Here is a 24152-nt window from a genome sequence, read left to right as displayed (position 1 = left end):
TTCTGACAGTTTTTAATACACAAACGGTGTGTGCAACACTTCTCTTCTGACCACATACGACACATGGATTCATATCAAACATGATTCAGATTTTTGGAACGCATGCCACCAACATTTAAGAGGTCGCGTGAATGTTATTCCCAATTCACACAAGGGGCATAAGATTGTTCGCGTGGCAGTCAATGTCATTGATAAAACAAATTTTCACTGCCGCAAGAAGGTCCCGCTCAAACGTCATCCCAGCAAATCACGGGTACACTGTCTCCTACATGGTGTCCCTGACCACCGGGTTCCAGACAGGAAACACCATTGGCCTCCGCTGTTGAGCGTAAGTCAGCTGATCCCCCCCAAGCCACAGGTGTAGTCGTCAGCCCGGTCGCCGTGCGGACCAGTGCTGAAGGCAGATACGTTGGTCTGTCCCCCCGGATAGTGACATCCTCCGTTAAAGTCGCGATCCTGTTTCTGGAACCGTGTGGTGTCAGACCGGCCATTTTCTCCAGTGCCGGCCGAACAAACACCTCAAAACACACCATGCTGCTGACGGGATTTCCTGGCAAACCAAACACCAAACACTGTCGCTGATCACGCCGTAGTGTCCCAAACCACAATGGTTTTCCGGGCTTCATTCGAATCCCGTGAAACACCCGCTTCACACCGGCGCCGGCAAGTACCGAAGGCACTAAGTCCAGTATCCCGGCAGACACACCTCCGGAAAGCAGAAGGACATCCTCCTCAAGCCCGGCAATGATCCGATTGCTCAGTTCCTGTTCCTGATCACGGGCGATTCCAAGAGGCACAGGAACGCCACCGGCACGACGAATCTGTGTAACCAGCATCGGTTCATTCGAATTCCTGATACATCCTGGCGTCAATGCTTCAGAAAATTCGACCAGTTCGTCACCGGTTGCCAGGACTCCCACCGTCGGTCCTGGCATTACCGGAACATCTGCCACTCCGAATTCGGCCAGTACGGCAATATGCTGGGGACGCAGACATGTACCCTCATCAAGTAACCGTGTCCCTGATTTAGCAGACACGCCACGTCTGAGTACATTTTGTTCTGCTTTCACATATTCCGGTGAAATCGTTACGAATTCAGGAGAATCCTCATCGAACCTGGTGTGCTCGATCGGAATCACACAATCCGCAGTAGGGGGCATCGGTGCACCGGTCATGATCCGAGATGCACTACCTATGCCCGGGGAAAGCGTGGGCAGGGTCCCGGCAGTAATCGTCTCTATGACATTCAGAGTGCAGGACTTTCCGTCGAATACCCGTGTGCTGCTGACGGCAAATCCGTCCATCATCGATTTATCGAACGGAGGGGAGTCATGTGGAGTGTCCAGGGACCGCGCCAGAACCTGGTTGAGAGAGTCGTGCAAAGTTACGTCAACCGGCGACAACGGAGATGTCCGGTCAAGAATCCGGTTCAATGCCTGATCAACAGTGAGCATGGTGGACTGGCCAGGTACGGCGTTGGGTGATGAAGTTGTCAGTATTCTGGCGTGGTACGGAGAGGTCAGCAATCCACCGCAGGTTTTATTGGTCCGGTTAACACCAGGTCAACATTTCTTCGACCGTTACCACTTCGTATTCAGCAGTTCACCCCGACGAACACCGGACTGGAGTTTCGCATTCATCAATGTGGAAAGTACCGAGCGCCGGAGAACAGCGTTCTATCTTTGGAAACCAACCTGGAGTGACCTGTAACATTCCGGTCAGCGAGTACACTGACTGACTAGCCCCTGCCGGAAGTCCTGTTTCGCCGCAGAACAACATTTTGACGTCAACAGTAACACTCAACATGAAACCCACAGCCCCATTTCGCATCACAACGCTGCAGATTCCCAATCCGTTCTTCGAAGGGAAAAACTGTGTCTACGTCATCCATTCTGATCCATTAACAGTCATTGATACGGGAGTTGCCACTGAGAAAGCCCGAACGGAATTACGGGAATCACTGAAAGCCGAAAATATTGATGTCCGGGATATCGGTCGTATCGTGCTGACTCACAAACATATCGATCATGTGGGCAACGCATGGTGGCTACAGGAAGAATCCAGTGCAGAAATACTGATTCACGAAATTGAATCCGACGCCGTATCGAATGTTGATCCTGAGGGACACCGCTGGAGAACTCTCATCGCAGAACGTTTCAAATCATGGAACGTTCCCGCAGAGATAACACCAAAACCCGGCCGTGCCAAATGGGAGATTCATTCGGCACGACCAACCGCTGTTACCGGCGGGCAGCGGATTGATCTGGGTGGTGCAGTACTGGAAGTGATTCACACGCCCGGACATACAATGGGGTCCATTTGTCTCAGGCTCGATCGAATACTGTTCTCCGGAGATCATATTCTTCCGGATATTTCACCGAACATAGGTGGCGGTGATTTGAAGCACCAGGGTCTGCTGCGTGAATTCCTCAATTCGCTCCATCAGTGTCGCCAACTGGCGTCCGATATCGACTTGGTACTGCCCGGACATGGAATCGCATTTGAGAATCTGCACGCCCGTTGTGAAAGCCTCAATGACCACCACCAGCGACGACTGGACAATGTGGCGTTGATTCTGCGTCAGCAGGGGCCTTCAAATGTCTATGAGATCGCCATGGAATTGTTTGGAAACATTACCAATATTCATGTCATGCTTGGCTGCGCTGAGGCTCAAGCCCACCTGGAGTATCTTGTCAGCCAAGGTCGTGCGTCCTGCAACGAAGGCGAGTATTCAGTCGTATAACGTCGGTCGAACACTGAATATTTTGCGTCTTTTCCCTGAGTTCAGCAGACCGAGGTCCTCCAGATGACCGTGCGGGATATAAATCCCACCAAACAGTGTGATTCGAAGTCCTGGTGACACAAAATGCGACCAACGTGTCCCAGAACTGTGAAGCCACTTCAGATCCGATTGGTTTTGATGATGAGATCACTCAATGAGGACACTCGGGGTGAGAATGAGCCTCCGTGACCTATACATATTGCAGTGATTGACGACTATCCGGCTTTTCAGTCTGCACACGCAGCAACTGAGATCAACGGTCTAATGTTCGCTAAGTCCGAACTGATTCATTAACCTTCGGTGACTGATCCGTTCCAGGGCGTTCCGAAAACCGGTCCGACACAGGGATCGTAATATGCTGCATAACACACAGTGCACTCGTGCATGATCTGAAAGACAAACAACTCCGACCAGGGAATCCTTACGACTGCTGTCACCACGGGCACCCGAACACCCGCCGTCTGCGGGTTCGCGACCATTCGGAACACCACGACAATCTCAACTACATCAGAGTCGATATGTTGTATCCCCTCAAACGTCCACCGGATCAGCGAATCGATTCGCATTCTCAGAACAGACGTTTTGCCGGATATATTGAGAAAACGAAATCTCCGCTCGAAACCCGAACTGCCGTGACACCGGACGTCACCTAAGCCTCACTACAATCGTCAGCAACAGCCTCAAGAACTAAATATTCCCTTGAGAACCGGGTTTTGCTGAGACGATTGCCGAATCAAACTAATGATTACTTCCCTGTCGGTTCACTGGCAACTTATTTCAAATGTCGGTTGACTTGCCAGGCGTCAGGTCGTGTGAAACAATAAACCTGCTGCAGGAATTTATTTTACAGCAATTCAATACGGTGATACCGCATCATGCTTCCGCCGGATTCGGCAACTGACTGAGTCTTGCGTGAACCTGAACTGCTGCCACTCGTCATCCCAAATTCATCATCAAAACATCCGACTCGAATTTTCCACAGAGGTGGTCTTTCTTTACGTTTTGCTCTCGACTGCAAAGTATGTCGGTGTTCGTGCCAGGCTTTATTTAGTGTTCTGCGTCTGCAGTTACACTCCAGTCAAAACAATGCGTTTTCAGGTCTGCAGGAATCAATACAAGTTGGCACAATTCCAGGAGCCTGAGGTTTCCCGATGCGTCCCTGCTTTGCCGCACGTTCAACACCTTTCCATACTGAACAATGAGTTGCGGTGAACGCGTCACACAAATTCGGCAGTTGCGTTTTGCAAACACGATGTTGTCCTTTTCCGATGAATCGTTGATTCTGCCCTTGAAGATCCGGTCACGAACAATAACCTTTGCGCCCTTCCGTCCATTTGACTTTTCTGAAGTGAAATAGAGCATGGATGTTTTCCTGAAACGGCAGCCGAACGGGATCTACCTTCCACCGCAGACCAGTCAGGAATTACTTCAGTCAGAACCTCTCCACGCTCAGTCTCCGACGGAACTTGCAGATGAAGTCGCGGAACTCAAAAGCAGGCACGTTCGCCTGGTTAGTGTTCGACGTCAGCAGATCATTCGTCTTGGGCAGCAGGAACTGCAGCACGTGCTGGACGCAAACGGACTTCAGGTGTCCGCCATCGGTTACGCCGGCGGCTTCACCGGAACCCTTGGACGAAATTATGAATCTGCTGCCGCCGACATTCTGAGGGCACTGGAACTGGCTGCTTCGTTCAATGCTCAGTCGCTGGTCGTTGTGCCGGGTTCACGAACAGGCCATACCTGCAATCATGCCAGCCGCACCATTCAGGAAGGACTCAATCGATGTCTCGACGACGCATTGCGGTTTCGTATTGATCTTCAGATCGCACTTAATAATGTGATCGGAGGGCGCGATGATGTGTTTGTGCCGAAAGACGAATCCCCGCTTGACTGGGTTAAAGGGCTGGGAAGTCACCGCATTAAAGGAATGATTGTTCTGCGGGGTGGTAGCCCGTGGAAGGACCTTCCGGACTGCTGGCGCCGTTGTATCCTGTCCGGAGGCATCCTCCGACTGAGTCGCAGCTGTCGTCAGATGGCAGGCACCGGCTACGTGATGTCCCGCATTCTGAGCGGCCTGAATGAGTTCTCGGCTGCAGCGACAGACACCGCGTTCGTGTCAAACTCGTAATTGCCCCTATACTCCCGGATACTGCTTGTCGTCAGCGGAAGACCTTGCCACCCAGTCCCTGCAGAAGTTTTTGACTCTGATCCAGCTGACCACGAACCCTGGCGCCTGTCTTCTTTCCCAGAATGCCGGATTTAGAGACCTGACGAATGACATCCTGCGGTTTCATCTGTCCGGACAGCAGCTGTTGAGTCTCCTGAACCTTCTCCAGTGTAGCCTTGTGGTCAGCAACCAATTGACGGTAGCTGCCTCCCAGATCCTTCGCCAGTCGCTGTTTTTGTTCTGCAGCAAGTTCCGCAACCTGACGGACAGCGTCAGTCTTCAACTGCTTCACCTGAATTTCAAATACTGACTGTAGTCCGGTAGCAAGAGTCTCACCAAATCCTGACGCAATCTCTATGGCAGGAGCGTTGACAGGCCCGTTAAAGCGAACGGTCGCATCCACCGTGTGAATGTCGGCGAAAACATCGGACACTGCCTCTCGAATCACAGGTGTCATGTTTTTGGATGTCAACTCAGCACTGTGAAGATCGGAAACCAGACTGATTCGGCCGTCGATATCACTGCCGGTAAGCTGAATACGTACACTCCAGCGGAGATTCGCTAGTGCAGCATCGAGTGCTACCGTTTCTTTCCTGCCAACACTCAAAATGCGAGGCTGGCTCTGATGGAATCCTGCCGCCACATCCGTCTGTGGAATTTTTTTTGTGGCATCATGGCGAACCATCATTCGCAAAGGCTTCTCACCCTGTGTATCCAGCCGAAACTCTGTGGGCTGGCCGGAAAGTCTGGGATTGCTGCTCAGATTGGAAAGTACGGCCTGAAACGGCTTCAGTTGCTGGTCGATTGTTAGTTCTCCGCTGAATTCGGCGCGGCGACATTCAAATTGAGGTGTCGGATTAAGAAGCTGAAACTCGAGGTCCACACCCCGATGACGCACAACCCGCATTTGCCGGCGTATCTGTTTTTGATATTTCGAACCAAGTTGCAGCCAGGTCAGAGCCTGATGTAAATGTCGATACAATTCCGGACCGATCAACGATTCAGTAATCCCGCGGGGGCTGACTTTCAGCTGCCGAATTCTCTGTACCAACTCCCGCTGGTCATTTTGTCGGGCCACGTCGAGAAGGGACAGATCGGCTCCAGCTTCGGGAACAATTGTCTGAATCTCGTTTTGCAGACGCCGGGCATCCCGAAGCAGCGTTTCTCCTTCCTTCGCAAGTTGCAGGTATTGCTGCGTCTGAGCCACCGGTCTCAGCTGTTTCACGCTGTCCATCTGATTCTGCAGAATTTCAACTCGTGACTTAAACGCCCCCAGTTCTTCCCGCAGTGAATCCAGACGCTGTTCCCATTTTACGCTAAGTATCCTGCCGGTGCGCAGAGTTTCCAGAGCATTCGGATCCAGTTCCTGCCGCACATCGAGAACCAGGTCTTCGAGCCATGCGTCACCAATGTTCCTCAGTCTTTCCGCAATCCATGATGGCTGCTGATTTCCCGGTTCAGACTGTATTTCCAGCTGCCCGTCAGCATTACGAACGGTTCCGAAGCGAAGTCCGGTTACCCGAGCTTCTTCAATCACCAAACATTTGCGCAACAGCGGATTCCGACTGATGCGGCAGTTCAGTTCATCGAATTCTGCTAGGTTCGTGCCAGGTGAAGTGGCACTGGCCAGCGCCACTTCTCTCACACTGAGTTTAGGAGGAAATATTCCGGTCATGAATGCATTGATATCGACTTTGGCCCCGGTAGCAGACTGTGCGGCGCGGATGGCCGTATGCCGGAGCAAAGGATCCATGCCAAATGCAAACGTGGCCCAGATCAGTGCCAGAAGAATTAACCGAGGTATCAACCAGGACCATCGCACAATAGATCTCCTGTAACTCCTGTTCCCGCCAGGGCAACCGACTCCTGTATGCAGCACCCGTTCAGACCTTGCCCAACATCTCGCCCGGCAGTGGAACTTTACTCAACAGCGCCGACACGCGCGGCCCACTCCGCGCCCATGAGTGCGCGGGTAAACCAAGATCGCCGAACCCATCCGGCAACTGCATCTGAATATTTCTCAAATACCGGACGACTGAGCCTGTGAACCGGATAGAGCAGAATCAGACCAACAACAAAACTGCCCAGGACAACGGAATTGTTGAAGGCGGTCCAGGGAACCACCGGCAGGTTGTACAACCATGTCCAGAATGCAGTGAGCCCGGGCTGCTTCAACAGCCAACTGCCAATCACATGCGACACCGGATCGATCAGCGGGGACGCCAGACTGCAGCATACAATCGCTCCTGCTGCGATCCCCAGATTGACACGTGATGCAGCCAGGATCGCCGCAAGAGAAACCGCAATCAAATTTCCCTTCGGAACCAGACCGACCAGAATTCCGAACGCAAGTCCCATGGAGAGCTGTCCTGGTGACGATTGCCCGGATAATGCAGCCAAACAGAGTCTTACAGGTTTCAAAAACAGGAACATCACGCCACCATGAAGAAGAGTCGATTAACTTCGTTGAACGTGAATCTGCTGACTGTCTCCCTGGTGGTCAAGATGAGGCAACTGAGTTCGTTCGAGCAACTGTTCAGCCACATTTTAACCCGGGTTCGTTTTGGTGATATCTGCAGCAACCCCCCTCCGGGCGGTCTTTCCTGCCGAATCACGACCGTAGTGTCAGTCAGTCGGTGCAGGGTCTGACAGGATTTGCAGCAGATCAACAAACCGCTTTGACATAAGTCCCGGGAGCCGGGAACGACCGTTTCCACATCGCCGTTCATGTCGTCACGGTTCCTGACGCAGGCGTCTTTTCTGCTCTCAGATAATTCGTACCCGTAAGGATCCGGTTCTGCACGATCACAACCCTCGCAGTGTGGCGACGCAATGATGTTCCCGTAATGACCGGCAGTCAGACGACACAGTCCATGTTGTTTTTAAAATAAGCGACGAAGGCAACAGGAAATACTGCGTCATCAACGGGAACGTGCATAACGCGGGCCCCTCCGCGACTTTCTCTCCACTGCAGCAGTCGTCTCTACAAAATGACTGTCATCCTGGATTTCATTATTTTGCAGAATACGATCTCCCTAACATCTGATCCGACGTTGGTACATATCCGATGTTCGTTTGACATCGAGTCAAGGATGAACGTCACATTGTTGCCGCGCGACAGCTCACACCGAAATCGTCAAAGACAGAGAGAGATCAGCCGAACCTCTGCGCAGGTATATCTGCCTGCCGGCTGCCAACAGAGACCATGACTAAAATTGACATCGCGTATTCAACCCGTTGTGCGGTCTGCACAATCAGCGTTCTGTGGTTAAATACTGTAATCGCCGCTGCGACAAATGATCGCCCCAACATCCTGTTCGCATTTGCTGACGACTCTGGCCGGTATGCCGGAGCTTACGCAGCTATCGAACCAGGGGGACCGAGTGATCTCATTCAAACTCCAAACGTTGACCGGATTACCCGGGAAGGTGTCCTGTTCACAAAGGCATTCGTTAATGCCCCCTCATGTACGCCCTGCCGCAGTTCACTGCTCTCGGGTCAGTATTTTTGGCGTACCCGACTCGGGGCCATTCTCCAAGGGCCGTCTGGGACCAAACAATCCCTACCTACCCTCTCATTTTTCAACAGGCCGGATACCATATCGGATACACCTACAAGGTCTGGAGTCCCGGTCGCCCCGCAGACGCACCATACGGATCCAAGGCTACCGGTTACGAAACAGCAGGAATATGGTTCAATCAGTTTGTTACCGGAAAGGATAATCAACAAGCGGCAAAACAGTTGTTACCGGAAGAAGAGCTTTACGATCTGCGGATCGATCGGAATCAGGTCCGCAATGTGGCCGACCGCCGGCATGAGAATGCTGTGAAAGCCGAATTTTCACAACGTCTGATCCAGGTGCTCACTGAAACGCACGATCCACGTGTCACCGGAGACGGATCGACATTTGACAGACTGCCATTTACCAACTTGGCGTAACAGTCGTTCATCAGCAGGACAGGCTCAACCTGCAGCCTCCTGGCATGACATAACCTGAGGAGACCGTTAAATGATTTCAGGACTCGTCTCAAACTGCTGGCGAAAGCAACTTTTGGAGGAGATCCCCATGGAAACTCTGATCACGGAAGCTGTGACACGAGGGTACCGAGCAGTCGAGTTGCGTCAGACATGTCTCGGTAAATTTGAATCCGGTCCGGAGCACATGCCGAATACCGAGGCACTCTCGACCTTACCAAATCTGTTCCCAACCGTGCAGTTCAACATGGCCATGGCAATGCCCGTTCTTTCAAACACGCTCGTCCCGGACGCACCTCTGGTTCAGGCGGGACTGCAGGCAGCACGCGCCGTTTCCGGGCAATTCAAGCCACATCTCAGACTCGTTGATCTGACGACACAATTCACTGAATTAACGAAGTCTCAAACGGAGAAGATCGTAGATACGATGACCCGGCTCGCCGACGCCGCGAAACTCCGCAACGTGACGCTTTCCGTTGAAAATTCAATCCAGCCGTGGAGCCTGTTTCATCAAATCATGGAGCAACAGCGGTTAAGACGCGGGGATGACAGCCCACTTCAACTCTGCTACGACGCAGCAAATCTCCTGCTGCAGACTGAAAAGATCGCCCCAGACGTCATTACCCGATCACTCCGGTCAAATGAAATTTCCATGGTGCACTTCAAACAGCGAGCAAACGGGCAATTCCTGGAATCTGTTGATGACGGTGACATCAACTGGTCAGAACAGCTTGATGCCCTGGCTCACATTAACTTCAACGGAGTCGCCTTGTTCGAAATCGAGTCATCATCCACCGTCTGGCAGTCTCTCGATTCCGGCCGTGACTACCTGACGGCACATGGGGCCCGATTTGAATCGTGATCCCCGCGGCCAGCTCACTGCTGCCTGACCGAGTCACTCAGATTGTGAGCCGTTTCGGAAACCGTGTCGTCAATGAAACCGGCCCGCTGCTCGCGAGGATTGCATTGGAAAACGGGCACAAGCCGGAACGTGTCCAGTCAATAATGGCCCTCCTGCCAAACGCCGACATTCGTGGTGGTTTGAAAGTGTCTCAGAGCCCGGCTGCGGCCTGCCTTGCCTGCCGCCGCAGAGCCTGTCTTGGCGGGCAGATCGGTCCTGATCTGAACCGGATTGTTGAAGTTCGCAGTGAATGCGATCTACTGGAATCCATTCCGTTTCCCACCGGGCAAGACCGTCTGATGCTATCTACCGGGGTTACCAAACTCGGCCCCCAGACAATAAACCATTGAACGGCCCGAATTTTCTGTGGACAGATTTGGCGTCAGTACTACAACAAACTTGGACGTTGCGTAGCTCCTGACCACCAAGATAATTGTGTGCATATCCAACAACACCCGAACAGCCCCCTCTATTCGCCCTAACCAGTCTATTCAACCACGTGCGGCACGGGAGTTTCCGGTATAGGCCATCCGAATAACACCCGATTCTGACGTTAGTACTGCTCCACTTAGATGAATTGCCGACATCCACAATGTCTCGAAGAGTGCGGTACCAGCAGGCACTCACTTACCGACGGACGTCATGCGTGTATCCCGCGTTTGTCACTGGCTCAGTAGGCCACGACAAAAGAACGAAACGACATGCTTCACAACATAAATTTTCTCGGGCACCTCAGAACCTCACGCCCGCATCAGTAATCATCTGATAAATCGATCAATGGAAACGGGGACCGTCAATGTAACCGGACGAATCTGTCAGTTTGTATTTACAAGCTCTCATTGAACCACGGCAACCAGATTCACATCAATTCAGCTTCAACCGGACTATCAACACATTTCGTCATCAGCCCCGTAGACATTGACGCAGTAATCAGCTCATTATGAGTTCACTCGATTAACAAACGCATTGATTGGCAGACACCCCGTCCCTTCGACAGCAACACCAAGTGTCACAGATTCGGAATCACCGCAGGACCGCTGCCGTTTTGCCGGCCAACAAATAAAGGCACAACGCAAAATCATAAAACCTCCCGAGAGATTCAACTGGTCAGACCCCCATCCCCCCTATGCAGCAGACATCAACAGTGACTTCTGTTGCGGGAACTTGTTAACACAGACATAGCACAGCAGTTAACAACACTAAAGGCTACTCAAGATGAACCCGGTTTATCGTTTCAAGGATCTGGAAATCACCATTGTTAACAGTAAAACGCAACAGTTCACCAGCGAAGAAAACGGTGAAACCAACCTTCCGACACCAACTGCCTCAAAAGCAGAAACAACGACGCCGGAGATTCATGATTTATTTGGCTTAGTCGAAGCCATTGCACTCTATGCAAAAGACCTGGAAACTTTTGACGACTATCTAACAGTAAAATTCAACGTAAACACCATGTATTAAATCACCACGAAAACAACAAGAAACGCCGTTGGATCAACACAAAACACTACCGTAAGCGTGACGGTACGGGGATCCGACAGCCTGTGAACAATGCTCATTTTTCAGCTTCGGAATGATTTGATTTTTAGAGCCGTATTCCCGGCAAATCAGCAGGCATCTGCGTCCCGCCAACTTCAGGTCAGAACACCATCAGCCAGGGTCCACATCAGTTCAGAAATTGTCCTTTGCTGACTGGCTGAACCAGGGAGTTGTTCATCAGACCGTATTCGTGCCGGCCTGGAATCGTAAGCCATCAGCCTGGACCGCAACATGTTCAGTCAGACCAGTGCCACAGGTCGTCAGTCCGCTCTGTCACCAGCTGATGCTTTTGTCCCCGGGGGATCGACAACTCGAACAGACGGCTGCGAGACAGTGTCCTGCTGACGAAATCTATCCGACGGTCGTGATCCACCGAACTGTCTGATCGTACGCTTGCGAAACCAGTCCGTCAGACGGAGCCGAAGGCGCTGTCGGATCCACGGAATCAGCAAGGCAAATCCAACGGCGTCTGTGAGCATGCCAGGAGTCATCAACAATGCCCCTGCAAATAGAATCATGACTCCGTTGACAATCTCCACGGAGGGATTGTTCCCTTCGGCCAGCTGACGATGAATACCTCGCCAAACAGCCAGTCCCTGACGTCGAGCCAGACTGACGCCCAGTATTCCGGTGAACACGACGACCAGCAGGGTGGTGATAAAGCTGGTCCGCAGGTACAACTGATGAAGAAGGGTCAGCTCAATCAGCGGCACCAGAATGAATGCCAACAGCAGCCTGCCGGTAATTGAGATTGGCACGGATTGCGTCTTCATCGTCTTTCCGGACGAGTGCCCCGTATGACTGGAATGTTACCCACGATTCTAGTCGCCAGGGCGTACGAGGAACAGTATCGCTTTTAGCAATGATCTGCGTCCGAAAAAACTGCGATGGTCTCCCTCAGTACGGTTGATCAGAATCAGTGCTGTCGTTCGGATTTCAGGTCAGGTTCGTGCGAGCAGCGATGCACAAAGTTGTCGGCGGACACACACCTGCACAATGACCAAGTGGTACATCTTCTGCTCTACTGCGATTTTTACAGTTTCCGGCCCGGATTCGCCGTCAGTCAACTACATGAACAGTAACTCCGCTGACTCAAATCCACAATTCAGCTGGCTGACCGCAGTGATCCTGGGAATCGCAGCGTTCCTGATTTCGTCGTCACGAATCAATCATGGACTGGTGGACTCATTTCTCCCGGATGGTCCAGGTCTGACCACAGATGAATCCATCAATATTCGTCAGGGAATCTATCTGTGGAACGCATTTGCTCAGCATGGCCCGCTAATGATGCTGCCGGCAAAAGCGGAACAGGTCTACGGAGATCCAAACTACCTGCCAGACTACGTACCTCTGGGACGTTTTCTGCTGGGAGCCACTCACGAACTAACGTCGTGGGCAATCCCAGGCGCGGAACTGTCTGTCGTCAATGTTCCGGCAGCCCGTCTGGCTTCGTCAGCAGCTTTGGCTTTCACCGTGTTTCTGATGGCGCTATGGACCGGTCGCCGTTACGGCGTAACAACGGCCGTCATCGCAGGCGTGCTGCTGATGACAATGCCACGAGTTGTCGGTCATTCCCGAATCGCATCGCTTGAGACTCTGACAACGCTTGCTTGGTTTGCTGCTCTGATGCCACTGCTCAGCTGGTGGACTCGCGCACGTCCGCCGACAGCTCTGCAGGCCACCGTCAGCGGATGCCTGTGGGGTGTCCTGATGCTGGTCAAGATCCAGGCCATTTTTCTGCCACCGACTCTTGTCGTCTTCGCAATTTCAAGGTATCGACTGAAGTCTTTGATTCCGTTGAGTATCATGGCCGTTACGGGACTCGTCGTCTTCTTCTGCGGCTGGCCATGGCTTTGGCTGGATCCACTTCAAAATACACTGTCATACCTGAGGTCGACAGCTGTTCGATCACCTGTCAACAACTGGTACCTGGGTCATCGCTTTGTCGACAAGCTGACTCCATTTCATTACCCATTAGTAATTGCTGCAGTCACGATCCCTCTGCACACAATAGTCTGTGTGTTGACCAGACTGTTTCAACGTCGTCTCCAGCCCGAAGAAGGTCTGCTGCTGTTATCTGCAATACTGCCGTTGTCGGTATTTGCCATTCCAGGAATTCCAGTATACGACGGAACGCGACTGTTTCTGTTTATCATGCCGGCAGTGGCAATCCTTGCCGCGCGAGGCCTGGCGCTGATGTTCGACACAGCATGGAACTCAACGTCTGCATCGACATCTCCCTCTCCCCGGAAACAGCCCGATCTGCCAAAACTATTGACGGGAATTCTGTGTGTACTGCTGCTTGCAGATGCTGTAATGACGGCCACCCAACTCGGTCCGTTTGCAGGAGATGCCTACAACGTCATCGTACGTGCGTTTGATCCCGATGATGAAATGTTCGAATGCAGTTACTGGGGTGACGCACTGAACACACAATTCTGGGAACAGGTTCCGGAGGGAAGCTCCGTGGCAGTTGCGCCCGTCCTTCATTCGCCTCTGCTGCAACACATGATGGCAATGATCCCGTTGGTACGGCAGCGAGGAATTCAGCTGGAACCGTTCTTCTATGATCCCAACGAACAACGGGGATTGATTCTGCTGATCCATCGTCTTGCCGACCTGCCTCCCGTATTGCGCAATCCTCCAGCGGACAATCAGCCCCTGGTGGAAATTCGCCTGAATGATCGAATTCTGGCCCAACTCATTGATACCCGCAAGACGACCTGGAGTCGGAAACCTGCGTGGTAACAGGCAAGTTGTTCGTCGTCGCCGTACTTTCCCGCCGCTCATCCGTGACTGTTCAGGCAAACAGTTCGTGCACTACCTGACCACAGCCTTCGGTCAAGTGAAAATCACACCCGGAAACACGACACATCCAACATTCGTGATCGCCCTCGAGGACGTACACTAATGGTGCGTGCAGATCAGGCTCAGGCACTGGATTGACCGTCCACGTCACGGCCCTAACAATTCCGCGGAAAAATTTGCAGAATTGCAGCAAAATGAGGCTGCGCCGAGTACCACCATCCAGTTACCCTTGGTGATTATTCTTCCACTGTCTCACAACACCTTCAAGACTCCGGGCAACAGATGTTTTCACCTTTCCATCTCCTGTCATTGCTGGCCACAACTGTTTCGACCTTCGTTGTCGCCGGGAATGAGACTTGCTTTCCCACGAAGCTGGAGTGGGGTGAGATTGTCACAACGGTAAAGACGGTCGAACTTCGAATTCTGTCTGTCCCGGACGATCGAGTGGTCAGGATTCCGCGCATTAACAATCCGTATCAGCGGATCTTTCTTAAATCTGACGAGAAGAAAACTCAACTACAGTTCGTGCCCGAAGTGTCAGAGTGGTTGATCACACTTCCTGAAGCAGTAACAGCACCCGCCACCGTCGTGATTGAAACAGTGGGAAGCCCTCAGTTGTTGACTCAGCCGTTCCTCGTGCAACCCTCAGCCGACGGTGATTTCGTTCTGCCCGCTCATCATGCGGTGGTGCACGGCCGACTACTGCGCTATGAACCTCAGCCGCACAAGAATACGGTTGGCTACTGGGCAGACGAAGAAGACTGGTGCCAGTGGCAACTGAATATCACACAACCAGGGACATACGAAGTCCACATTCTGCAGGGCTGCGGCAAAGGGCATGGCGGATCTGAGGTAAAGATCAGCGTCGGAAACAGTGAACTGACTTTTCTCGTCGAAGACACCGGACACTTTCAGAACTTCAAAGAACGAAAGATCGGTAATTTGACGATCAGCAGAAAGGGAAGCCAGTCACTGAAAGTCGAGCCGGTTACCAAAGCCAACGCTGCCGTGATGGATGTTCGTCAGATTCACCTGATACCGTCTGACCGTTGAAGGCGATGGTGCAGAGATGTACAGCGGTCGAATGCTTACAGACACGCAAGTCGCGTATCGGCATCACCGAAGTGATCCAGTTCAACACCCATACGATCCATGATCGACAGGTACAGGCTGCACAGCTTGCGATTCTCGTCACCGGCCTCGCTGTAATCCAACACTCGACCTGTTTCCAGTGTACCTCCCAGATTTCCGGCAAGCAGCACCGGAACTTTACTGGAGTCGTGTTGACTTCCGGACCACATGCTTGAGATGAACAGCAGGCAGGAATTGTCCAGAACAGTACCGTTGCCTTCCGGCATGGCGTTGAGTCGTTCCGCAAGCCAGGCAAATTGACTGCAGTAGTAGCGAGTCACACGCTCATAGGCCTCGGACTCGTCATCGTGTGAGGCCGGATGGTGTGCGGTGCGCACATCCAGAAACGGGTAAAACAGGCCGGAAAGGTCTCGGCAGAGTAACAAAGTCGCGACACGTGTCTTGTCCGTCTGAAAAGCGATCGCGATCATGTCGCACATCAGCCGCATATGCTCGCGGATGTCTTCCGGCAGCCCGTTGTCCGGACGATCCATGGTGATGGTTGTCCGGCCCTGATTTCGGGCGTGTTCACCTGCCCGGTCTTTCATAGCTCGCATCCGCTCAACACGTTTCTCCACCTCTCGCACACTGGTCAGATATTCGTCAAGTCTGCCTCGATCTGACTGGCTGACAAGGCGACTGAGGTGCGCGGCATGTTCTTTCACACGATCCAGAACGCTTTGAGTCCGTCTGCTGCCCTGATTATCGAAAAGACTGTCGAAGGCCAGTGAGGGATAGACTTCCATCGGGACGGGCGCCGTTGGGTTCTGCCAGGAGATGTGTGAACTGTAAGCCATCGAAAAATTGGATTCGTGGTAACCCGTCAGTGGATGTTCGCAGCCAAGCACCAGACTGGGCTGGACAGTCTGATCGCCCAGGTGTCTGGCGAGCATCTGGTCCATACTGATATCCCCCTTGAGCACAGCCCCTCGCTGCAGCGAAGCCCCGGAAAGAATATTTCCGGTCTGCCCAGGGTGAATGTGGACATCTGTCGCATTTTTGTTGAACAGACCCGTTATGAAATTCAGCCTGGTCTTCAGCGGTTCCATGGGCTCAAGGCACCTGCCGAGCTGCATCTCGGCACCCGTTCCTTTGGCCCACCAGTTACCGGGGTTAATGCCGTTGCCCATAAACATCGCCGCGAATCGCCGGGGATAATCAGCGGACTCACTGTCGGTGGCAGCGTTGTCGGTCACAGCACTGTCACCCCAAACCGGAATCGACTCAAGCCACGGGAGAGCCATCGTGACGCCCACACCGTGGAGAAATGTTCGTCGGCCTGATTTTGAGTTGCTGGTATTCATTGTTCTGTCTCTGAGTACCCATTAAACACTGATGCCACCGCAAACTGATGATCAACATCCTACCGTCGGCATTTGTTTTATTCGATATCAATGCTCAGTTTCGTAATCTCGACCGCGTTTATTGAGGAACTGGGGGCTGGTAACGATGGTTTCCACCAAACTGCTAAAGCAGAAACCCTGGTCCGCCAGATTATCTCGCATATTTTGAATCGCAGCCTCATCCGAAAGCAGCAGGCTGCGTCCGAGGGCATAGGCCAGTAACCTGCGGCAGAGGTTATCGACAAAATCGTCCTGGCGGTGTTCAGACAAATAGAGGCGCAGACCGTCCAGTCCGGTCCCCTCGTCACCACCCGGAAACGTTGCACGAGTATCGACGGGCCGACCGCCGAGATCCTCTTCACGCCGCTCACCAATCGGACCGTAATCTTCGAAGACCAGACCAATCGAATCGAAATGATCGTGACAGCCGGCGCAACCAGGATCATTACGGTGTCGGGCCATGATTTGTCGCAGTGAAAGGTCCCCCAGTTGTGCCTCGTCCTCCGGCAACTCGGGGACATTCGGCGGGGGTGGCGGAATGTGCTGGCCAAGCACGCGACGGACAACCCAATAGCCACGTTTCACCGGACTGGTCCGCAGTCCCGGTGAATTGCTGGTCAGGAATACAGACATCGGCAGCAGCCCCCCACGTCCGTAACGCCGCGCGTCTTCAATCCGGACCCAGTCGTCTCGCTCCACATTTGGTGACGGCATTCCGTAGTGTTCGGCCAGAACGGCATCCACAATTGTGTAGTCGCCATAGATAAAATCGAGTATCGAGCCATTTCGCTGCACGAGGTCAACAAAGAAACGCAGAGGCTCTTCGTACATCGACTTTCGAAGTTTGTTTGTAAAGCTTTTGAAACGCCTGCGGTCGACGCTGTTGTGCTGCTCGAACCGGCGAAAGTCCAGCCAGTGACCGCCAAATTCCGTAGCCATACCCCGGACGCGTTGGTCCCGCAGCATGCGTCGTGTCTGAGCAAGAAGAACCTCACGCCTGTGCAGGTCTCCGGCCGCGGCATGGCTCAACAACTCGTCATCAGGCAGGCTGGCCCAAAGAAAGTAGCTCAGCCGACTGGCCAGATCGTAGTCAGACAACGGACTGGTAACCCTGCCGGCCTGGGGAAGATCGGCGCGATAACAGAACCAGGGTGACATCAGTGTGCTCACCACCACATCGCGGACAGCATCTTCGTGGTTCAGGCCTTCCTCTCGCAGAGACTGATAGAATGCAGGAATCCCACTGCGTTCTGACTCAGTCAAGGGACGTCGGAAGGCTTTCTCTGAAAAATCCTGGAGAGCCTCAACATGACTGCTGTGGGCGTCCAGACGCGAACGTTCCACCCTGCGGATTCGGGCAGACATACTCGTAAAATATTCCTCGATCGCCTGCAGAGCCTCATCCCGGCCGCCGTGTTTTTCGGAATCCAGTCCATACTCCTCGTCGTCGGTCTGTGACTCAGGTGGTAGACGGGCCTTCGTCAGATAGACCTCGGCAAGTCGCCGGATCATTGCTTCAGAGCTGACGTTCTTGTCCTCCGCCCGTGCAAAATCAAAGATGGAATCCCGCATGAACCAGCGAGGTTCCGCGCGTTCGAAGAAGATGAAATCCCTGTATTGCCGTACAGGGGCAAACGTAATGAAATCGAGTTCCTGCCAGAGAGCGTCCAGTTCCTGCTGCCGTTGTTCATCCAGAATCAGCCGGTACAGTGGTTGATCGTCGCGGAAGTAACCAACCATCAGATGGAAACCAGCGCTCAGCAACCGTCCCTCTTTGCGATTTGCCGGATTGACGGAAGCGTCGCGTTGCGACACGAAAAACGTATCGGGAAAAATCTCACAGAAATTTGCAATGTCTTCCTCATGAGCAGACGTCAGCTGATCACCCTCGTCAGAGGTGGTTTCCGGTATGTGATATTTCATACGGTGCTCAGCCAGTTGACGATTCTCCCAGAGTACCAGAGGCTGAGATCCCCTTGAGATCCCCTGCAAACCAATGCTGCGCGGGGGGACGACAAATTTGAGTCGCTCACGATTGACGAAGTCGCGCATCTCTTCACAGGCACTGCGGACAGCATCAGAGTGTTTGGCGTTCGGTTCCGGGAGTTCCCTCCACATCCCCTGAAGATCCCCAAGTGGCCCTCCGGCCTGCCGTTTTCGGGTCAGCAACGACCAGAGAGTGGTCAGATATTTGGCGCTGACACCTGCCTCAGCAGCAACATCGACCAGTGACGCGTCCGACTTACCTTCATCATGGCGATGTTTGTATTGCCAGGCAGCCAGGAAGTAGTCGGCATAGTCGACTTTCTGTCGGCGATAGAAGTCAACGATCCGATGGACACAGTACTTATCCCGGTCGGTGTCCGTGACAGCAGGATGTGGCGCAAACACGAACCCCTTCGGTTTCAACACGATGTGGTCCGCCACGGATCGCGCAGCCGCCAGGTACTTCCGGAACAATGCCGGGGACATCGCCAGGGATTCACCTGAATTGTCGAATCCCGCCTCATTAGCGGGGTCGATCGGGAACTCCCGTGTTGGTCTGATGTCAACGCCCGTCAAATCGCGAATGGTATAGTCATACTCGGCATTACTCAGACGACGAGGCAGGACCCGCCCAGGATCACCGGCCCGCCGCTGCGCTTCCTGACGGCGCAGTGCCTGAAGCGAGTCGATCACGTCCCTGAGTACTTCCGGCGCTGGATGTCGACTTGCCTCTTCCGGCGGCATCTCTTTGGCTTCCAGCCTCTCAAGGACGAGATCCCAGAGACGATAATTTTTGGCAATCGTCTCCGACGTCGAGTGATGGCTGAGATCCAGCTTGCCCTCCTGTTTCTCACTGCCGTGGCATTCCACGCAGTAGGTCTGCAGAAAGGGACGTACGCTGTCCGCAAAGTCTGGCTGCCGATCGGGTGCGGCTGGTTCCGCGGACATCGTTCGCGGCAGAATCCATCCCGGGAACAGGATGATCGCGGTAATAACGACGTGATGAATCTGCATGGGAGGTCTTCACTGAAAACGCCTGGACGTCGGCATTTCAAACGGCCGTCAATTTCATCGGGTGACCATCCGGGACTCCTTTGGCACAGTCACTCGTAGCAACCAATCGGCCAAACGCCTGTCCGGTTGAGCTCATCCCGACTGCGTCTGGCCAGAGTTCCAATTTACTGCAGTGATCCAGCCTTGTCGATTCTCAACTCGTTTTGATCACACCGCAGCTTCACCGGTGGCGTATTTGCTTATTAGAACACCTCATTGGTGGTCATCGATTATCAGCGTACTCAGTACGAATGCAGGAAGATTTGCGACTGGTGATCATAGTGCAAACAATGCTGTCCGGACAAAATCCTGAAGAATTCTGTCCGGACAGCCGACAAACGTGTAGAATTCCTTTGGTCATCGGGCAGCTTCGTTTGTCTGGTGGCACCTGAAATCGGGGGCGATCGGATTTGACTGGGTCATCGTCGATCAGGGCGGCGTGTCGAGGTTGATCAGCCGGCCTCGTAAAAAGCTGATCAAACAATAACTGCAACACCGCAGTACTCTCTGGCTGCCTAGAAATAGGCTGTCCCGAACAAGGAATCCCCGTCTGAGGAGTCCGAAGTTCGGTTGCAAAATCAGACTGGCACTGGCTCAATGTTCGCTACGGCCAGTGTAAGATTCGTGGTGAGCTAGTGACGGAAGGTCTTGTTCGGAGAACCTCATCGTCGCGAGATCAATCAACGAACTACACACGTAGAAGTTCTGGTTAAGAGTCCACAGGACGCGGGTTCGATTCCCGCCGCCTCCACTTTTCACCGTCCGTGCCATCGATTGTCGGGCACGGACAAACGGCGTCTAACCCCCTGTTACCGCAGGGGTTTTCGTCGTTAACGGCAGTCCGTTCCATGGTCGCCGTGTTGCCCGCCGAAATCTATCGCTCCGCCACCATCGATCCGACAACCGCCCAATAGATCGACGCCTGGACGATCCCCGAGCTCGGCAGAATGCGAATATCGTAGTTCGGCACCGACACCAGCGCGTCGCCATAGGACCACCACGGTCGGATGATGTGATCCGGAGCGGGTTCCTTCAGCGGCGCATTATCGAGCCCGGCAATCACTTCCACGATCGACGCCCCGGCACGCCGCGCGACCCGATAGGCTCCCGCCGGCCGGCGGTAGTAGCCAAGGAAGAAGAACAGATCACCGGACTGCAGAGTCTTCTCAAGCTTCGTCGTCGTCGGGACCTCGCCGGACACCTTCTCCAACTGCTCGAAGAAGCCCGGGTCGCCCGGCATACCTGGCTGGTGGTAGGGGAAGTGCGCAATGAGCCAGGCGTGAATCCGGTTTCCGCTGGCCCTGACCTCCAGACAGGTGCGGGCGACGCGGTCGATCGTTCCGGCCTCCTTATCTCGGAGCGAACGAAAAGAACAACCCAGCCCAGCGAGGTAGTTGCGGCCGAGCTGTCCTGGTCGCACCGGAGGAATGGTCGGGCTGTGAACGAGCTGTTTGCCCTCGTGTCGACGGTTACGTTCTCGAGCGCCTGGCACGAGCACGCTCTGATAGAACGCCGGCATCATGTCGTGTCGCGTGAGGGCGGCCGTCATTTCACCGGTGAACGCCCAGAGAAGAGCCAGATTATTGAGGGAGATGAAGGGATACGCTTCGCCATCGAACGGACGCCTGGCGTCATTATCGGCAGAGGTAGAGCTGTCCAGGTACACATCAACTTCGGATAAAAGCGCTGCCGTGGCCGAGCCACCGGACTTCGGTCCGATCCCGACAACAAAGGCGCCCGACGCACCCAGCTCCCTCACCAACGCCAGGTCCTGTTCCGGTGTGATATTCGACCAGCCGACGACGACGGCGTCTTCTGATGAAAGTGATTGTCCTCGTCGGTACTCGTTGATGCACATCAAACCTCCGGCGCGCACCCTGGCCTCCGAGACAAAGTCGTGCCGGGTGCTCGCAACGTAAAGCCGTCCCCCGCCCGCGAGGCGGGTCGCGGCTCCCTCGCCGGCGCGGGTGATCTCAGGAAGAGCCTTCTGCGCCTGTAACGAATCCACCAGAAGAGCGTCGAAGTAAAGCCGTGAGAAAGGACCAGGCTCAGTCGATGCCTGTCCCAAAACCGGCAGCCCAATCAGACAGAGTGATACCGTCAACAAACGAACACGAACGACGCTATTGATCATAGAAATTCCTATCCTTGGGTTTGTCGAATGCAACGAGACCGCCCTGGAGAACTGGATCTGCACACGCACTGTGTGGTCGCAATTACTCTTTGTGTCTTACGAAAACCCCGCCGACTCCTGCGATGCTGGAGTGATCGCGCAGACGTTTGTCGTGATCGTTGTCCATGCTCTCGCTCGACCTGCGTAACCCGGGAAACGCAGCTCATTTCATGAGCCCTGCAGTATCCCGCGTCCAGAGAGGCGTTTCAACCAGTGCTGACGTTCGCGATTCGGCATTCGCTTCGTTCACCTGCTCTCGCGGCTTCCGGTATTTATCTCCACCGGCTCCGCATCCACAAGGTTCAGGCGACACAGACGTAGCCTTTGTCTAAGGTGCGGTTGACGTCGTTCGTTCAATCCCCGCCGCAGGGAAATTCCAATGCTACGCCTGTTTGCTGCCAGTCTGCTGATGTCGGGATCGCTTTTGGTCGCCAATGAACCAGGATCTTTAAAGCTTGCCGCACCGGCCGGGTGGGGTGGCGAAACCATTAAGCTTCCGCCGGGGTTTGCTCCCAACATGAAGCTGAAAGGTTTGGAACATATTCGCTTTTCGCCCGGGATGATGAAACCTGAGTCGGATTCATTTTTCTCCTATGCCTTTGCGTTTGAGCTTGAACTGACGCCCGTTCTGACAGAAACCGTCATCAGAGAGGAGTTCCTGAAATACTACCGAGGTCTCTGCCAGGCAGTCCTGAACGGAAAGAATCCGGACGTCGATCCGTCTGAGTTCACACTGGAACTGCGGCGAGTTCAATCCGCCGCAAAGACTTCCTCGGACGAAAAGGCTGCGGAGAAGCCCATGTTGTACACAGGCACTCTTGATTGGGTCGAACCGTTCGCCACGAAGAAGCCACAGAAGCTGCACCTGGAGATTCGGACATGGACAAAAAACGATCGCAACTACGTTTTTGCCTGCGTATCACCTCAGATGCAGGATACGGCGATCTGGAAACAGCTGCACACGATACGCGATAACTATTTGAAGAAGTAAGTTCAGGAGACGACGGGAATACGGTCAAGCCGTGATATTTTCGATCGCCGAACCTGCGGGCTGACGGCAGCTTCTCATCCCACAAACCGCTTTTCGACTGGCAAATCGAGAAACCCAATGCTGAGTTGAGGCGGGCCTGTATTCGCTGGCGTCCAGTCACTTCCGAGCGTCTTTTGGCACGTGAAGTTTATTGCCGTCCCGATGACACCGGCGCGGTTTTTCAAACATCATAAGTACAAGCGCGTTTGGCTCTATTTCGTTCCGCTAATTGGGGCGATCTGGTCTTCAGCCTGATAAGTCGTCACCAACGGACTCCCGTTTATCCTGCTTCGACTCGACATCATTTTTTTTAGTGAATTGGCCAAGGAGTCCAATCACGCCGCCCGCGACTGCGGCAAGGATTCCCACCATGTGGACAACCGACTGATCTTTCAAGGGACTTGCCAACATCAGTCCCACGACGCCTGTCACCAGACTGGACACCATCGGCTCAGCAAGGTTAATTTTCAGGAACCGCCCCGCAAACCAGATCAGCAGACAACTGCCGGCAATCCCCACAACAGGGCCCACTAACACACACAGATAGAGTATGATGTCATTGTTGGCTGTGTTGGGAAACAAACTCGCGTACCACAATCCGGAAAACAATCCGACTCCGCTCCCCCATAATAAGGCAGACCTCGTCGCCGGGTGCTCGGTCGAAGCTTCCGCTTCTGCCACGGGCTTAAGCTTTTTGATGATGTCTCGCACTTCCTCGTAGCCGGTTGCCCTTCCCGGAATTTTGGCTTTGCCGACGACGGTCACCACGGTCAGAGACTCTGGACCTCGATTCACACGGTATGAACTGCCGGCCCCTCGTTTTACATAAGGTGCCTTAAACGCAGTGACTGCTCGAAGTTCATCGAATGCGCAACTGAACCACTTCGAAGGTTGCGAATTCCAGAATCCCCGGGGCACATGGCAATTAAAGAAGTGAAGCATCCGGCCGGCCTGATCAACGTAGACCGCTCCGGTCTTACCCAGTCCGATTTTTTTATTAAAACGATAAACCAGTGAGTCGCTGGACATCTCGGGTCGATCAGCCTCCGCTAATGACTGCAATCTGGCCAGTTCGCCTGGATTGAAACGCCTGAATTTCAGATTGTTGACAACGACATAGCCGCTGGCACCCAACATGGCCAACACAGCAATGATTACTGGAATCCCCACAAAGAGGTCTGCCCATTCAAAACTGAATCCTGAAGGGTCATTCAGGGTGTGAAAGAGAATTACCACTGGAAAAAGTAATATGAGACAAAATATG

19 protein-coding genes and 1 other RNA gene are annotated in these 24152 nt (G+C 53.5%); 11 read left to right on the top strand and 9 right to left on the bottom strand.

What is annotated here, in order from left to right:
* Positions 1-227: 227 nt before the first annotated feature.
* On the bottom strand, positions 228-1454 hold the full coding sequence (locus tag MK110_03335; GenBank protein MCH2210308.1) for a molybdopterin molybdotransferase MoeA: 1227 nt from the start codon (positions 1452-1454) through the stop codon (positions 228-230).
* On the opposite strand from MK110_03335, the gene MK110_03330 reads away from it, so the two are divergent.
* On the top strand, positions 1453-1710 hold the full coding sequence (locus tag MK110_03330) for a hypothetical protein (protein MCH2210307.1): 258 nt from the start codon (positions 1453-1455) through the stop codon (positions 1708-1710). The two genes, MK110_03335 and MK110_03330, sit on opposite strands and share 2 nt — an antisense overlap.
* A 94-nt stretch (positions 1711-1804) precedes the next feature.
* Entirely contained in the window at positions 1805-2743 is a 939-nt protein-coding gene (locus MK110_03325; GenBank protein MCH2210306.1) for an MBL fold metallo-hydrolase, read from the top strand.
* A gap of 1086 nt (positions 2744-3829) precedes the next feature.
* On the opposite strand, the gene MK110_03320 is transcribed toward MK110_03325, so the two are convergent.
* Positions 3830-4144 carry a hypothetical protein gene (locus tag MK110_03320; protein ID MCH2210305.1) on the bottom strand — a complete coding sequence of 105 codons (315 nt, stop codon included), beginning with the start codon at positions 4142-4144 and terminating at the stop codon, positions 3830-3832.
* On the opposite strand from MK110_03320, the gene MK110_03315 reads away from it, so the two are divergent.
* Positions 4143-4910, top strand: a complete 768-nt coding sequence (locus MK110_03315; GenBank protein MCH2210304.1) for a sugar phosphate isomerase/epimerase — start codon at positions 4143-4145, stop codon at positions 4908-4910. The two genes, MK110_03320 and MK110_03315, sit on opposite strands and share 2 nt — an antisense overlap.
* A gap of 31 nt (positions 4911-4941) precedes the next feature.
* On the opposite strand, the gene MK110_03310 is transcribed toward MK110_03315, so the two are convergent.
* A complete protein-coding gene (locus MK110_03310) occupies positions 4942-6771 on the bottom strand; it encodes a TIGR03545 family protein (protein ID MCH2210303.1) in 1830 nt (609 codons plus the stop codon).
* 98 nt (positions 6772-6869) lie between these two features.
* Positions 6870-7307, bottom strand: coding sequence for a TIGR03546 family protein (locus tag MK110_03305; protein MCH2210302.1), 438 nt, complete (start codon positions 7305-7307; stop codon positions 6870-6872).
* 847 nt (positions 7308-8154) lie between these two features.
* On the opposite strand from MK110_03305, the gene MK110_03300 reads away from it, so the two are divergent.
* The 4 genes from MK110_03300 (at position 8155) to MK110_03285 (ending at position 11286) form a co-directional block, all read left to right on the top strand.
* Positions 8155-8778, top strand: a complete 624-nt coding sequence (locus MK110_03300) for a sulfatase-like hydrolase/transferase (GenBank protein MCH2210301.1) — start codon at positions 8155-8157, stop codon at positions 8776-8778.
* Positions 8779-9015: 237 nt separating this feature from the next.
* Positions 9016-9786, top strand: coding sequence for a sugar phosphate isomerase/epimerase (locus tag MK110_03295; protein MCH2210300.1), 771 nt, complete (start codon positions 9016-9018; stop codon positions 9784-9786).
* Positions 9783-10175 carry a hypothetical protein gene (locus MK110_03290; protein ID MCH2210299.1) on the top strand — a complete coding sequence of 131 codons (393 nt, stop codon included), beginning with the start codon at positions 9783-9785 and terminating at the stop codon, positions 10173-10175. The genes MK110_03295 and MK110_03290 overlap by 4 nt, the downstream gene beginning before the upstream one ends.
* Positions 10176-11040: 865 nt before the next feature.
* The gene (locus MK110_03285) at positions 11041-11286 is read left to right on the top strand and encodes a hypothetical protein (protein ID MCH2210298.1); all 246 of its coding nucleotides are present in this window, start codon (positions 11041-11043) and stop codon (positions 11284-11286) included.
* Between the two features lie 338 nt (positions 11287-11624).
* Here the strand turns inward: MK110_03285 and MK110_03280 are convergent, their stop codons facing one another.
* Positions 11625-12137 carry an FxsA family protein gene (locus MK110_03280; GenBank protein ID MCH2210297.1) on the bottom strand — a complete coding sequence of 171 codons (513 nt, stop codon included), beginning with the start codon at positions 12135-12137 and terminating at the stop codon, positions 11625-11627.
* A gap of 298 nt (positions 12138-12435) precedes the next feature.
* On the opposite strand from MK110_03280, the gene MK110_03275 reads away from it, so the two are divergent.
* The gene (locus tag MK110_03275; protein ID MCH2210296.1) at positions 12436-14112 is read left to right on the top strand and encodes a glycosyltransferase family 39 protein; all 1677 of its coding nucleotides are present in this window, start codon (positions 12436-12438) and stop codon (positions 14110-14112) included.
* A 342-nt stretch (positions 14113-14454) separates the two neighbouring features.
* A complete protein-coding gene (locus tag MK110_03270) occupies positions 14455-15225 on the top strand; it encodes a hypothetical protein (protein MCH2210295.1) in 771 nt (256 codons plus the stop codon).
* Between the two features lie 35 nt (positions 15226-15260).
* Here MK110_03270 and MK110_03265 read toward each other — a convergent pair whose 3' ends face one another.
* Positions 15261-16607 carry a DUF1552 domain-containing protein gene (locus tag MK110_03265; protein ID MCH2210294.1) on the bottom strand — a complete coding sequence of 449 codons (1347 nt, stop codon included), beginning with the start codon at positions 16605-16607 and terminating at the stop codon, positions 15261-15263.
* An 87-nt stretch (positions 16608-16694) separates the two neighbouring features.
* Positions 16695-19646: a DUF1592 domain-containing protein gene (locus MK110_03260; GenBank protein ID MCH2210293.1), complete on the bottom strand. Its 2952-nt coding sequence runs from the start codon at positions 19644-19646 to the stop codon at positions 16695-16697.
* A gap of 435 nt (positions 19647-20081) precedes the next feature.
* Between MK110_03260 and ssrA the strand changes: the two genes are divergently transcribed.
* Positions 20082-20439: a transfer-messenger RNA gene (gene ssrA / locus MK110_03255) on the top strand.
* 120 nt (positions 20440-20559) lie between these two features.
* On the opposite strand, the gene MK110_03250 is transcribed toward ssrA, so the two are convergent.
* Complete coding sequence (locus MK110_03250) at positions 20560-21819, bottom strand: hypothetical protein (protein MCH2210292.1); 1260 nt, start codon at positions 21817-21819, stop codon at positions 20560-20562.
* A 418-nt stretch (positions 21820-22237) separates the two neighbouring features.
* On the opposite strand from MK110_03250, the gene MK110_03245 reads away from it, so the two are divergent.
* The gene (locus tag MK110_03245; protein ID MCH2210291.1) at positions 22238-22849 is read left to right on the top strand and encodes a hypothetical protein; all 612 of its coding nucleotides are present in this window, start codon (positions 22238-22240) and stop codon (positions 22847-22849) included.
* 285 nt (positions 22850-23134) lie between these two features.
* Here MK110_03245 and MK110_03240 read toward each other — a convergent pair whose 3' ends face one another.
* Positions 23135-24124 carry a hypothetical protein gene (locus tag MK110_03240; protein MCH2210290.1) on the bottom strand — a complete coding sequence of 330 codons (990 nt, stop codon included), beginning with the start codon at positions 24122-24124 and terminating at the stop codon, positions 23135-23137.
* Positions 24125-24152 lie beyond the last annotated feature (28 nt).

It is taken from the genome of Fuerstiella sp., from assembly GCA_022447225.1.
Lineage (GTDB): Bacteria > Planctomycetota > Planctomycetia > Planctomycetales > Planctomycetaceae > S139-18.
The sequence above is the reverse complement of the archived record's forward strand: the minus strand, read 5'-3'. Positions and strand labels throughout refer to the sequence as shown.

Bases quoted from the DNA above. Each gene is read 5' to 3' on its own strand.
- MK110_03330 (MCH2210307.1), top strand. From the start codon at position 1,453: ATGGTGGACTGGCCAGGTACGGCGTTGGGTGATGAAGTTGTCAGTATT.
- MK110_03335 (MCH2210308.1), bottom strand. From the start codon at position 1,454: ATGCTCACTGTTGATCAGGCATTGAACCGGATTCTTGACCGGACATCT.
- MK110_03325 (MCH2210306.1), top strand. From the start codon at position 1,805: ATGAAACCCACAGCCCCATTTCGCATCACAACGCTGCAGATTCCCAAT.
- MK110_03315 (MCH2210304.1), top strand. From the start codon at position 4,143: ATGGATGTTTTCCTGAAACGGCAGCCGAACGGGATCTACCTTCCACCG.
- MK110_03320 (MCH2210305.1), bottom strand. From the start codon at position 4,144: ATGCTCTATTTCACTTCAGAAAAGTCAAATGGACGGAAGGGCGCAAAG.
- MK110_03305 (MCH2210302.1), bottom strand. From the start codon at position 7,307: ATGGGACTTGCGTTCGGAATTCTGGTCGGTCTGGTTCCGAAGGGAAAT.
- MK110_03300 (MCH2210301.1), top strand. From the start codon at position 8,155: ATGACTAAAATTGACATCGCGTATTCAACCCGTTGTGCGGTCTGCACA.
- MK110_03295 (MCH2210300.1), top strand. From the start codon at position 9,016: ATGGAAACTCTGATCACGGAAGCTGTGACACGAGGGTACCGAGCAGTC.
- MK110_03285 (MCH2210298.1), top strand. From the start codon at position 11,041: ATGAACCCGGTTTATCGTTTCAAGGATCTGGAAATCACCATTGTTAAC.
- MK110_03280 (MCH2210297.1), bottom strand. From the start codon at position 12,137: ATGAAGACGCAATCCGTGCCAATCTCAATTACCGGCAGGCTGCTGTTG.
- MK110_03275 (MCH2210296.1), top strand. From the start codon at position 12,436: ATGAACAGTAACTCCGCTGACTCAAATCCACAATTCAGCTGGCTGACC.
- MK110_03270 (MCH2210295.1), top strand. From the start codon at position 14,455: ATGTTTTCACCTTTCCATCTCCTGTCATTGCTGGCCACAACTGTTTCG.
- MK110_03265 (MCH2210294.1), bottom strand. From the start codon at position 16,607: ATGAATACCAGCAACTCAAAATCAGGCCGACGAACATTTCTCCACGGT.
- MK110_03260 (MCH2210293.1), bottom strand. From the start codon at position 19,646: ATGCAGATTCATCACGTCGTTATTACCGCGATCATCCTGTTCCCGGGA.
- MK110_03250 (MCH2210292.1), bottom strand. From the start codon at position 21,819: ATGATCAATAGCGTCGTTCGTGTTCGTTTGTTGACGGTATCACTCTGT.
- MK110_03245 (MCH2210291.1), top strand. From the start codon at position 22,238: ATGCTACGCCTGTTTGCTGCCAGTCTGCTGATGTCGGGATCGCTTTTG.